Origin of the sequence: Arthrobacter sp. 9V (assembly GCF_902506065.1) — a bacterium.
GTDB lineage: Bacteria > Actinomycetota > Actinomycetes > Actinomycetales > Micrococcaceae > Arthrobacter.
In genome coordinates, this window is record NZ_LR732912.1 from 1,313,043 (window position 1) to 1,324,915 (window position 11,873).

At 63.0% G+C, this 11,873-nt stretch carries 11 protein-coding genes; 6 read left to right on the forward strand and 5 right to left on the reverse strand.

Annotated features, from left to right (window positions below):
• Nucleotides 1-158: 158 nt before the first annotated feature.
• The gene (locus BACI9J_RS06195; protein WP_159733620.1) at nucleotides 159-1,394 is read left to right on the forward strand and encodes an MFS transporter; all 1,236 of its coding nucleotides are present in this window, start codon (nucleotides 159-161) and stop codon (nucleotides 1,392-1,394) included.
• A gap of 19 nt (nucleotides 1,395-1,413) precedes the next feature.
• Here BACI9J_RS06195 and BACI9J_RS06200 read toward each other — a convergent pair whose 3' ends face one another.
• Genes BACI9J_RS06200 through BACI9J_RS06210 form a run of 3 tightly spaced genes read right to left on the reverse strand, consistent with a single transcriptional unit; the run spans nucleotide 1,414 to nucleotide 3,874 of the window.
• The gene (locus BACI9J_RS06200) at nucleotides 1,414-1,920 is read right to left on the reverse strand and encodes an Lrp/AsnC family transcriptional regulator (RefSeq protein WP_159733621.1); all 507 of its coding nucleotides are present in this window, start codon (nucleotides 1,918-1,920) and stop codon (nucleotides 1,414-1,416) included.
• A 39-nt stretch (nucleotides 1,921-1,959) separates the two neighbouring features.
• A complete protein-coding gene (locus BACI9J_RS06205) occupies nucleotides 1,960-2,613 on the reverse strand; it encodes a TMEM175 family protein (RefSeq protein WP_159733622.1) in 654 nt (217 codons plus the stop codon).
• 31 nt (nucleotides 2,614-2,644) lie between these two features.
• Nucleotides 2,645-3,874: an MFS transporter gene (locus tag BACI9J_RS06210; RefSeq protein ID WP_159733623.1), complete on the reverse strand. Its 1,230-nt coding sequence runs from the start codon at nucleotides 3,872-3,874 to the stop codon at nucleotides 2,645-2,647.
• 66 nt (nucleotides 3,875-3,940) lie between these two features.
• Here BACI9J_RS06210 and BACI9J_RS06215 point away from each other — a divergent pair, with 66 nt between their 5' ends.
• Nucleotides 3,941-4,948: a LysR family transcriptional regulator gene (locus tag BACI9J_RS06215; protein ID WP_159733624.1), complete on the forward strand. Its 1,008-nt coding sequence runs from the start codon at nucleotides 3,941-3,943 to the stop codon at nucleotides 4,946-4,948.
• Here the strand turns inward: BACI9J_RS06215 and BACI9J_RS06220 are convergent.
• Nucleotides 4,923-5,954, reverse strand: coding sequence for a nitronate monooxygenase (locus BACI9J_RS06220; protein ID WP_201296520.1), 1,032 nt, complete (start codon nucleotides 5,952-5,954; stop codon nucleotides 4,923-4,925). The two genes, BACI9J_RS06215 and BACI9J_RS06220, sit on opposite strands and share 26 nt — an antisense overlap.
• A 41-nt stretch (nucleotides 5,955-5,995) precedes the next feature.
• Between BACI9J_RS06220 and BACI9J_RS06225 the strand changes: the two genes are divergently transcribed.
• Nucleotides 5,996-6,931: an N-acetylglucosamine kinase gene (locus BACI9J_RS06225; protein WP_159733626.1), complete on the forward strand. Its 936-nt coding sequence runs from the start codon at nucleotides 5,996-5,998 to the stop codon at nucleotides 6,929-6,931.
• 64 nt (nucleotides 6,932-6,995) lie between these two features.
• Here the strand turns inward: BACI9J_RS06225 and BACI9J_RS06230 are convergent, their stop codons facing one another.
• Complete coding sequence (locus BACI9J_RS06230) at nucleotides 6,996-8,027, reverse strand: pirin family protein (protein ID WP_159733627.1); 1,032 nt, start codon at nucleotides 8,025-8,027, stop codon at nucleotides 6,996-6,998.
• A 50-nt stretch (nucleotides 8,028-8,077) separates the two neighbouring features.
• Here BACI9J_RS06230 and BACI9J_RS06235 point away from each other — a divergent pair, with 50 nt between their 5' ends.
• From BACI9J_RS06235 to rsgA, 3 genes are all read left to right on the forward strand, one after another.
• Entirely contained in the window at nucleotides 8,078-9,874 is a 1,797-nt protein-coding gene (locus BACI9J_RS06235; RefSeq protein ID WP_159733628.1) for a glycoside hydrolase family 35 protein, read from the forward strand.
• Nucleotides 9,875-9,905: 31 nt separating this feature from the next.
• Nucleotides 9,906-10,358: an NUDIX hydrolase gene (locus tag BACI9J_RS06240; protein ID WP_159733629.1), complete on the forward strand. Its 453-nt coding sequence runs from the start codon at nucleotides 9,906-9,908 to the stop codon at nucleotides 10,356-10,358.
• A gap of 213 nt (nucleotides 10,359-10,571) precedes the next feature.
• Nucleotides 10,572-11,756: a ribosome small subunit-dependent GTPase A gene (rsgA, locus tag BACI9J_RS06245; RefSeq protein WP_159733630.1), complete on the forward strand. Its 1,185-nt coding sequence runs from the start codon at nucleotides 10,572-10,574 to the stop codon at nucleotides 11,754-11,756.
• Nucleotides 11,757-11,873 lie beyond the last annotated feature (117 nt).

Sequence of the window (11,873 nt, forward strand, 5' to 3'; positions counted from 1 at the left end):
CTTGGCTCGCAGTAGTTTGATTATTTTGCTCAATTGTTGCATCTCTATAGACCTTTTGGATTAGTGCTGGTGCAGTCTGTTGCCATCAATAGTTAGCCGGGTTTGCTCTTCCCACAAGGAAAACCAACAGCCCGGCCACCGAGCCCGAAGGCAATGAAATGACTGTCTTGAGCGAACTCCGCATGCGTCCGGCTACCGCCGAACGCTGGGGATGGGATGCCTCCACCACTGCCCGGCTGGTCCTGGCCGGCGTTGTGATCTTTACGTTGCTGGTTGGCGCGAACCTCGCCACGCCCTTGTATCCCTTGCTCCAAGCCAGGCTTGGGATGTCCTCGCTGGGCGTCACTGTTGCGTTCTCCAGCTACGTCCTTGCCTTGGTAGCGGTTCTCATGGTGGCTGGTCATTGGTCGGACCACATCGGGCGAAGGGCAGCGCTGGTACTGGCTGTGCTGGTCGGTTTGGTAGGCGGAGTGATCTTCGCGAACGCGGACTCGCTGCTCACGTTGTCCTTGGGGAGGGCGCTGCAAGGTGTAGCGGTGGGACTCGCCACCGGAGCCAGTTCCGCGGCGCTGCGCGAACTGCTTCCCCAGCGGCCCGATTGGGCCTCCCGCTTCACGTTGCTTTCCTCGGCAGGAGGTGTAGCCGCGGGCCCTGCAATCGGCGGCCTTTTGTCACTTCTGCCGGACCCTACGCGCACCCCCTACTACATCCATGCGGCGGTGTTGCTGGTCGCCTTGGTACCTCTGTGGCTCCTCAAAGCCAGGCCTGCCATCGCTCCGGCGGCAGGACCCAAGCCCCTTAAGGTCCTTGCCCCAAGGAAGCCGTCCATTTCCCGTGATGCGCGGGGAGCGTTCTGGATGGCTGCCTCCACCGGGTTCCTCAGCTTCGCGGTGTTCGGCTTTTGCCTGTCGTTGGCGCCCGGTTATTTCGCCACGGTAGTCCACGCCGATTCCAGGCCCTTGATCGGCTTGCTTGCCGGGGTAACCCTGGGAGCTTCAGCCTTGAGCCAGCTGCTGGGTGCCCGCGGACGCTTCGTTGTTCCTGTGGCACTTGCCGTCCTGGGCGCCTCGGTGGTTCTGGTAGGAGCCGCCGCGGCGTGGTCCAGTCCATGGCTCCTGGTGGCGGCCAGCATTACGGCCGGGGCAGGCCAAGGGATCGCCTTCCGGCAGGTCTTCAACGAGGTAGCCGGAAAGGTGGAAGCCGCACGGCACGCCCAAGTTATCAGCACCGTGTACGTCATCACCTACCTCGGCAGTGCCGTTCCGGTGATTGGACTGGGACTGGCGGTGACGGCACTCGGTCTGCAGACCGCCGTCGTGGTTTTCACCGCCTTGTGCGGTGTTGCAGCCTTGGCGCTCGCGGCAGTGGCCCTCCGGGGTGCCCTGGATTCCTAGGTTGGCTCGATTCCCGGGTTTATTCGGGCAACGGTCCGCGGTTGCCGGGAATGTGCTGGAAGACCATGGTGGTTTCCGTGTGGCCCACCACGGGGTCGGTGGCGAGGTTGTCCAGGAGCCAGTTGCGGAGGTCGTCCGTATTAGCGACGGCAATGTGGAGTAGATAGTCCACCGAACCTGTGGTGTGAAACGTGGAAATGACCGCCGGAAGCTTGGGGACGCGCGCGGTGAAGCGGTCGATCTGGTCGCGGTCATGGGCGCGCAGGCGGACAGCGATGAGAGCCTGAACGGAGCGGCCGATTGCCGGCAGGCTCAAGACTGCTTCAAAGCCCTCAATGATTCCGCGTTCAGAGAGCGCCCTGGTGCGCATGAGGGCCGTAGACGGTGCGATCCCCACCAGTTCCGCCAGCTGCTTGTTGGAAATGCGGGCGTCGTCCACCAACGCTGCGAGAATCCGTTCATCAATCGCGTCCAGTGGCTCTGCGCTGCCGGTGCCTAGCCGAACATTCTTCGTGGGGTTGCTCACGGATCCTCCTGAAAATTGCCTTTTATCCATCTTAGGCGGTCAATTCTTCAGATCCTCTTGGGCGGATGCCCGGCGAATCCGTGCCCGGTCCAGTCGTTGTAGCGCCTCACTGAGCAGCATCAACAGCAGGGGCCAGTTTCCTGCCCCGGGAATGGCAACTGCCAGGACCAGCGCCGCGAGGAAGAGTCCGGAAACAATCCCACTCGCCCGGATGCCCATCACGGCCTCACCCTCAGCCATGTCATGGAGGTCCGGGTGGGACCGCAGATAAGTGCGGGTGAGGAGAAGCATCAGGCTGGTGGCGAACAAGGTTCCTATGTAGACCAGGGGCTGAGCCCAGTCAGACTCCATCTGGGTGGAAAGCGATGTAGCCACAGGCATCACCACAATGGTGAACATCCATGCCACCGTCAACCACAGCAAGCCCGGGTCCACGCGTTTGACGCTGCGGAAAATTTTGTGGTGGTGAACCCAGAACACGGCGATGAGGACAAAGCTCAAACCGAAACCGAGCAGGGCAAACTGCTCCTCGGCCAACCACTGGGCGGTAGTGCCGTCATGGTCAGCCAGTTCACCCACGCTGTCCATCAGAGGCAGGATCAACAGCGTCAGGGCGATCGCCACCACTGCGTCCGTGAACGGCTGCACACGTTCCGGGGGCGACAATTCCCGGGCTCTTGTGACCTGTGTCATGCCTCCGATTGTAGGGGCAGCGGGGGTGAAATCAGCGGGAGTAGCGCGGCGGGCGGTGAACTACCAAGGTGACGGCCGCCGTCGTGCATGAGAGTGCAATCACGCTCAATGCCAAAGCCGGCCATCCAAATGCTTGAAAGGCGAGGCCGCCAGCCCAACCGATCACGCTGGAACCCAGGTAGTAGGACAGGTTGTAAAGGGATGCTGCCTGCGCCCTGCCGGTAGTGGCGATGGCCCCGGTCCATCCGGAACCAACGCTGTGGGCGGCGAAGAAGCCGCCGGTGAAGATCACCAGCCCGGCCAAGACGGCTGCCAGGTTCTCCACCAGGGTCATGGCCAAACCAGCCGACATGATGGCGATGCCCGCCACCAGGACGTTTCTCCGGCCGAACCGGGTGGTCAGTCCCGCGGCCCAACGCGAACTGACCGTCCCGGACAAGTAGGCCAGGAAGATGAGGCTGACAATAGTGGCAGGAAGCCCAAAGGGTTCTGAATGCAAACGGAAGCCCAGGTAGTTATAGACGGCCACAAACCCGCCCATGAGCAGGAAAGCCTGGAGGTACAGCGATAGTAGTTTGGGATTCCCGGCGTGCCCGCCGAGCGTTCGGAGGGCACCGCGGAATCCCATGGCGGGGGACGGACTGAACCGGCGTTGCTTGGGAACAATCACCAGGAACAACACGGCCGCAACGGTTGCCAACAGGGATACCGCCAAGGCTGCGGCACGCCATCCCCAAAGTTCTCCAACGGGCCCGGCTACCAAGCGGCCGGCCAAACCGCCCAAGGTGGTACCTGCAACGTAGGTGCCGGCTGCCAGGGCTGTGTGGACCTTGGTGACTTCCTCATTGAGATACGCGATGGCGATCGCAGGGATGCCGCCCAACGCCATGCCTTCCAACGTCCGCAGTCCCAGCAACACCGGTACGGTGGGTGCCAGGGGCACCAGCAATCCCATCAGCGTGGCAGTGGCGATGCCGATTGTCATGGCACGGACCCGGCCAATCCTGTCCGCGAGGAACGACCATGGAAGTACGGTGGCGGCAAGGCCCACCGTGGCGAGGGAAATGCTCAATGCGGCTTCGGCTGCGGTGATCTGCAGCTCAGAGGCCATGAGGGGAAGCACGGCCTGCGTGGAGTACAACTGGGCGAAGGTGGCGACGCCGGCCAGGGCCAAGGCGGCCAGGACACGGCTATAGCCGCGGGATCCTTTGGGGTGACCGTCCCAGGATTCAGTGCAGGCCACGGAAGTTGCTTTGCTCACCGAGCCAGATTAGGCCGGACCCAACTCCTTGTTCCAATGCATTGGTCATCTAGGATTGATGCAGAAATGCATCAATCAACGGGCCAGCGGAGGACTGCAGTGGAGCCGGATCATCAGCAACTCATTCAGCTTCTCCCGCTGTTGCCCGTCCTTGCAGAGCTTGGCCGCACGGAACACATGACGGAAACCGCGGAAATCCTCGGTGTCCCGCAGTCAACGGTGAGCCGGGCAGTGGCCAGGGCGAGTTCAATAGTGGGAATGGACCTGCTGATCCGGGATGGCCGGGGAATCCGGCTGACCCCCGCTGCCAGGACCCTGCTGCCTTACATCGAGTCAGCTCTCCAGGATTTCCAAGCCGGGCTGGACAGGGTTCGGCACGAATCGGACGTGGTGCGGGGGCGGATCGGGGTTTCCTTCCAACACACCTTTGGTGAAGCGACGCTGCCTTTGCTCATCAGCGCCTTTCGAGGCCGCCACCCGCACGCTGTTTTCGATCTCTGGCAGGGCCCGCGGGACGATTGCTTGACGCAGCTTGCCAACGGGGACATGGACTTCGCCTTGACGGCACCCATCGCTTCGGAGGGGCGTGGCATTCACGCCATGCCGCTGTACCGCGAGCCCCTCCGGGCAGTGCTCCACTACCTCCATCCCTTGGCGCAACGATCCAGTGTTCACCTTTCCGAGCTTCGGCACGACCCCTACATCACCCTTCCCGAAGGAGTAGGACTGAGGGCGCTCGGGGAGGCGCTACTGCGGGAAGCCGGCTTCCGTCCCCGCATTGCCTTTGAAGTTCAGGAGTCCACCTCGGCCCGCGGCTTGGCCTCCGCCGGGCTGGGGTTCAGCATACTTCCGCCGGCAGGGCCCGGCTCGGGAACAGGCCAGTATCTTCCGGAGGCCGAGCTTGGGCTGGTTGAAGTGGCCATCGAATCAGACCTGGCGTTCCGGCAGATCGGTATCGCCTGGCGGGAGCGAAGCTTCGAGCCTGACGCCGTCAGGCTATTCCGTGAACTGGTTACCGAGGAGGGCGGTGAGTTGCTCGCCGAACTTGTCAGAGCCCGTTCAGGAACTCCCTGACCACATCCGCAGCGGATCCTTCCCGTGCCTGCTTCCAGCCTGTCCCGGCCCATAAGTTGAGGCGGTGGGGATCGCCGGCTGCAGATGCTGCAGCCCGGACAGGGCTGGTGAGGTGGTGGATGGCGGGATAGCCCTCGGGCGCGTCCCCGTGATCCCGGACGAATTCATTGACCAGTGAACGCGCCCACCGTCCCGTGAACGCCCGGGTCATGGCAGTTTCTTTGAACGATGGATCGCCTAGCGCATCCTTGTGCAGTTGCCGTGCACCGCTCTCCTCCGTGCGAACCAAAGCGGTACCCACCTGCGCTGCCACCGCGCCCGCTGCCAGCACTTCACGCAGGGCGGCGCTATCGGTGATGGCGCCTGCCGCGATGACCGGAAGTCCGACGGCGTTACGCACCTGGGCCACCAGCTCCGCCGTCGTCCGGGCTGCTTGTCCTCTCCTGCCGGGCAGGAAAGCTGCCGTGTGGCCGCCTGCCGAGCCATGCTGCACTGCGATGGCGTCAGGGCCCTCCTCCGCAGCAGCAAGGGCTTCTTCGACGCTGGTGACACTGGAAATGACCCGGCTGCCTGCCTTGTGCAGGGCATGGATCACCGGCTTACCAGGCAGGCCAAAGGCGAAGCTCACAAAGTCCACGGGATCTGCCAGCAGGGCGTCGATCTTGTCCTGCCATGCGTCGTCGTCATCGAGCCGAAGGGGAGGAAGCGTCACACCGTACCGGGCTGCCTCAGGTTCCAATTCTTTCCGATAGGCCTTAATGAGGGCTCGGTCTTCAGGGCCGGGCGGCAGCTGACGCGGATCCGGTACAAACACATTCATGCCAAACGGAATATTGAGTTGCCGGGTGGCAGCGATCTCGGCAGTCATGGCTTCGGCGCTCTTGTAGCCGGCAGCTATGAAACCCAGCCCGCCGCCCTTATGAACTGCCTTCACCAACGCCGGCGTGGACGTTCCTCCGGCCATGGGAGCTGCAATAAACGGTGTACCAAACAAGGAATCAGGCATGTGCGGTTTCTCCTCTTGACGCTCCAAGCTAGTCTTTCACGGTGAACAATCCTGACTCTGCCCAGCATTCCCACGCCCAGCCGGAGCCCGTGAGCGGCACCGTCATAGGGCTGGACATCGGGGGGACCAAAACGCGCGGCGTGCGTTTCCACAACGGATCTCCGGTTCGCGATGAGAGCGCGGGCAGCTCCAATGTCCAGAACGTCAGCCGCGAACAAGCTGCGGCGAACCTCGCTGAGCTGTTCGGAAAAATCGGTGGCGGCCACATAGATCAGGTGTACGCCGGTGCTGGCGGTATCGACACCGACGAAGATGCCCGGGCGCTCGCCGATTTGATCGCTCCCCAGGCGCCGGGCGCGCGCATCACTGTGGTGCACGATTCCCGCCTGCTGCTGGCAGCCGGGGGAGCGAGTACGGGTGTGGCAGTGATCGCCGGTACCGGCTCGGCAGCATGGGGCAAGAATGAGGCCGGCGAGGAAGCCCGGGCGGGCGGATGGGGCTATCTGCTGGGCGACGAAGGAAGCGGCTACTGGCTTGGGCGCGAGGCTGTCCGTCACAGTTTGCGGCGGATGAACCAAGGCTTGGAGCCCGACCAGCTCAGCCGTGCCCTGCTGGACTCGGTTGGAGTGGAAGAACCCGGCAAACTCATTGCACTGTTCCATTCACCGGACACCGGCCGCCGTTATTGGGCGCAGCAGGCCCGGCTGGTGGTGGAAGCGGCCGACGCCGGCGACGGAACCAGTATGGCGTTGGTGGAGCAAGCGGGCCGCGACCTTGCGGACCTTGCCGAACAGGCCGTTCGCCAACTGGGCCTCGAGGGTCCGGTGATCCTTGGGAGCGGACTTGGCATGAACGTCCCGCGGCTTCAGGAAGCGTTCAAAGCAAAGCTGGCCGAAAACGGCATCACTGATGTGCGCATTCTTCAGCAGGATCCGGTGTTCGGAGTCCCGCGGCTAGTGGCGGAGCAGCAGGCCTAGCGGGAGTTTTTGTACAGCCAATGCCCCCTAAAACGCTTCTTGAGGGCATTAGCTGTACAAAAACTCAGCCGCGGGTTCGTGGGCGCAACTTCACTCCCGGCAGGGGCGGGGCGGGTATGCGTCCGGCTTCCGGCCCTGCGTCGGGACCATGGCCGGGAACGAAGCCAAAGCGTGAGGCGGCGGCAGCGGCGTCGTCGAGCAATCCCTCGGCTTCCCATTCCTCGCGCGCCTTTTCCACTTCCTCGTGCGTCCTGCCCACAAAGTTCCACCACATGAGCAGGTCTTCGCCGAACGGTTCCCCGCCCAAAAGCATGAAGCGGGTTTCGGGCTGCGCGTGGACAGCAAGACTGGACCTTCCAGCGCCGAGGTAGGCCAGCGGACCGGCCTCGATCTCCTGGTCATCGATCACGAGGTGTCCGTCCAGGACCAGCACGGCATGTTCAAAGTCCGGCCGCAACGGCAGTTCCAGGGAGCCTGTGCCGGTGATGTCCGCCCCAACAATGGGGCTGAACATGGTGGCGGGGGAGCGTTGGCCGGCAAATTCTCCCACCATCACGGTTGCCCTGAAGCCTTCGCCCACTGCCACCGGCAGGTCCTTCACCTGCTCAAAGGACGGCGCACGGTGCCGGTGTTCATCCGGCAGGGCAACCCACAGTTGGAGCCCCCGGGACATGGGAATCTCTTCCACCAAGGCACCGGACCCGGATTCGGGGCCGGCTGCAAGCACCGAGAACTCGGAGTGGGAGATCCCGTGGCCTGCTGTCATGATGTTCAGCTCACCGGGCTGAACCACAACATCGCTGCCCACGCTGTCGCGGTGCCGGACCGAGCCCTCCAGGGGCCAGGTGACGGTTTGAAGTCCGCAATGCGGGTGGGGGAGTACGCTCATGGCAACCCGGTCCGGACCGAAGCTATCCAGGAAGCACCACGCGCCCACAGTGGGCAGCCCCCGTTGGGGCAGCGTCCTCATCACGTTCATGGCGCGCACGCCACCCAGGGGAACCTCGCGCTCGGGCCAGAGCTGGACGCAGGGACCTTGACCTTCCGGTGCCGCGGGGCAGACTTCCTGTGCGGGGGAAGTATCAAGATTGGTCATGTGATCATCACCTGTGCATAAATGTTGGAAATTGAGCTAATCTGTTCCACGTGAACAACGCCCTCCTGAGCTACCGCGACGCTGTCCTTTACCGTTCGGGTGAACCGTATCGCATCCTCGCCGGGGCCATCCACTACTTCCGTGTTCACCCGGCCCTGTGGCAGGACCGGCTGCGTCGCCTCAAAGCGATGGGTGCCAACACGGTGGACACTTATGTTGCCTGGAACTTCCACCAGCCTAAGCGCGATGAAGCGCCTGACTTCACCGGCTGGCGGGACGTGGGCCGCTTCATTGACCTCGCCGGCCAGGAAGGTCTGGATGTCATCGTCCGCCCCGGCCCGTATATCTGCGCCGAGTGGGACAACGGCGGCTTCCCGGCCTGGCTGACCGGGATTCCCGGGATCGGTCTGCGCTGCATGGACCCGCTGTTCACCGCTGCAATCGAGGAGTGGTTCGATCACCTCCTCCCGATTCTCGCCTCTCGGCAAGCGTCTGCGGGCGGCCCGGTGGCGGCCGTACAGATTGAAAATGAGTACGGCAGTTATGGCGATGACCATGAGTACATCCGCTGGAACCGGCGTGTCCTGGAAGACCGCGGCATCACTGAGCTTCTTTTTACGGCCGACGGCGGCACGGACTACTTCCTCGACGGCGGTTCCATAGAAGGAACCTGGGCAACGGCAACGCTGGGAAGCCGGGGTGACGAAGCCGTGGCCACGTGGCAGCGACGCCGGCCGGGTGAACCGTTCTTCAACGTTGAATTCTGGGGCGGCTGGTTTGATCACTGGGGCGAACACCACCACCGACGGGACGCAGAGGACGCCGCATCGGAAGCGCGCAAAATGCTTGACCTCGGAGGTTCACTCTGCGTCTACATGGCCCATGGCGGGACCAACTTTGGCTTGACCTCCGGCAGTAATCACCATGGCAGCATGTTGCAACCGACCGTCACCAGCTACGACTCCGACGCGCCCATTGCAGAGAACGGGGCACTAACGCCAAAGTTTCATGCCTTCCGCAAGGAGTTCTTCCGCGCGCAGGGAATCGAAGAGCTGCCCGGTCTGCCCGCTGAATTGCTGGTTGACGCTCCCGTGCTGCCCGCCCGGTCCCTGCCTCTGAGCGATGGTCCGGATCTGTTGGAGTTGGTGCGCTCCGCCGGAACGCCGATTACCAGTGTCAAGCCACTTGGCTTCGAAGAGCTGGGACTCGACGCCGGCATGGTCCTCTACACTTCCGAGGCCATCCTTCCCGGTCGCGCCGATGCTCCCACAGAGAGCCGGTTGAAGATCACCGGGCTCAACGACCGTGCCTACGTGTGGGTGGACGGCACCTTTGCCGGAGTCCTGGACGACGTCACCGGAGCGGAGGGCCTCGCCGTTACGGGAACAGGCGTCGCCGCCAAGCTGGAAATCCTGGTGGAGAACCTGGGGCGCATCAACTACGGCCCCCTGACGGGACACGGCAAGGGAATTCTGCGCGGTGTTCTGGTCAACCAGCGCTACACCTTCCACTGGACGCAGATCCCCGTGGCGCTCGCCGACTGGAAGCTTGAAGACCTGGAAGCCTTGGCAGGAGCCGAATTTGAGGTGGACGAGCCGGCCGACACCTACCTTGCCTTGCCCGATTCCGGAAAAGGCTTCGTCTGGCTCAACGGCTTCCTCCTGGGGCGCTACTGGGAGAAGGGCCCGCAGGTGACTCTCTACGTACCAGGGCCGCTGCTGAACGCCGGCCGGAACAGTATCAAGGTGCTGGAACTCGTGAAGCACGGCAGCGTCGTCGAACTCCGCGAAGAGCCGGATCTTGGACCCGAAGAAGCCGGTCCGATCGAGGCCGCCGAACTTCCGTAGCCTTCGGCGCGCGAGGATTTATGCTGACTTCATGACCCTCCAATTCGATACCCGCCCAGCCGCCTACGCCGTGATTATCCAGGAGGAGAAGATCCTGATGGCGTATTGGAAGCAGGACGGCAAGGAAGGCTGGACACTACCGGGCGGGGGCTTGGACCTGGCTGAACATCCAGTGGATGGCTGCAGGCGGGAGGTCTACGAGGAAACCGGATACGAAGCGCAGATTGAACGCATGCTGGGAATCGACGTCGGACACTGGCCCGGCGAGGCCCGATCCGATGGTTCGGACAAGGACTTTCAGGCCCTCCGACTGGTCTACGAGGCCACCGTGGTGGGCGGCGAACTGACCCACGAGGTGGACGGCAGCACCACCCACGCGGCATGGATCCCTCTCAAGGACATAGAAAAACTCAACCGGGTGTCCTTGGTGGACACGGCACTCCGCTTGCACCGGGAGCGGCCCGCCGATGGAAAGCTGAGCTAAAGCCCTAGCCAAGGAGACCCCATCTTGGCTAGGCTGAACATCGTTGCCGGCTCTCCTGTTGCCGGCCTTGGATGCCGAGGAGGTGGATTTTGATGATTGCAGCGATCTTGCGCGCCCCGCACTCAGTTGCGGCGCGCCGTCATCAGCCCACCATTCCTGTCCCGGCATCCGCCTGCCAAAACTAGGCGGCCGGGCCTCATCAGAGGCATTTCATTGAACACTCACGCTTCAACAAGCGACCCGTTTATCAGTACCACCAAACAACTTTCCGCTGACTCTTTACCGGGGCCCGTCGAGTACGGCTTCACCGATACAACCGCAGCACTTTTCCGTGCCAACCCTGCACCTGATTCCCAGGAATCTGCTGTTCCGGGCAGGGTAGTGCGCTTGGACCGGAACCGGGTTCTCGTGGCCTCTGCCGGAGGTCTCCTGCATCTGCCTTATCCACTTAGCGGCGTTCTGCCGGCCACAGGGGACTGGGTGTGGCTCGGCCACAACAACGCGGGTGAACCCGCCGTCGTCGAGGTCCTTCCACGGCATTCAGCGCTCAGCCGTAAGCGCGCGTTCGAAGCCTCTTCGGAGGAGCAGATCCTCGGCAGCAACATCGACATTGTTGCTGTAGTGGTCCCCGTGGACCGTCCGCTGACCCACAACCGGCTTGAACGGACGTTGGTGGCTGCGTGGGATTCCGGTGCTACTCCACTAGTGGTCATCACCAAAGCCGACCTCGCCCACCTCGCGGACGACGTTGTGGGGGAGGTGATCCTGCAAGCCGCAGGCGTGGATGTTGTCACCACCTCCGCGGAGCAGGGTGACGGCCTCGAGGAACTGATGCAGCACATTCCCCAAGGTGCAACGCTGGTGTTGCTGGGTCCTTCCGGTGCCGGGAAATCAACGCTCATTAATGCCCTCGCGGGGCGGGACGTCCAACAGACGGGCGCGGTGCGGGCCGGTGACGGCAAGGGCAAACACACCACCACCTCCAGGGAGCTGGTGCCCTTGACCGGTGGCGCGGTGCTGATGGACACGCCGGGAGTCCGCGGGTTCGGACTCTTCGACGCAGAAGAGGGAATGGAGGAAATGTTCGGCGATCTTGAGGAACTTTTTTCCAGATGCCGCTTTGCCGACTGCGCGCATCAGGCAGAACCTGGATGCGCAGTTCAAGAGGCGCTCGCCGGCGAAACCCTTGATCCCAGGCGCTGGGCAAGCTACCTGAAGCTGCAACGCGAACTGGCAGCTTTGGCCAGGAAACACGATGCGGCCGCGCGTCGCGCGTATCAGCGCGAATGGCACCAAAAAGTGATGTCGGCGGACCGGGGCCAGCGTGCAGCTGAGCGATACAGGCACGATCAAGCCGAGGACCGCGCGGGGAAGGGTGGCAAGCGACGCAAGCGCTGAACATTGCCGATTCATTACAGAACTCGTGGCGGCGCTGACATCCTCGGTGGTGCTGGCTACGCTGGGTGAAGATTGCTTTGCAGCCAAGTAATAAGAGTGCATATGATCATCTGGCTC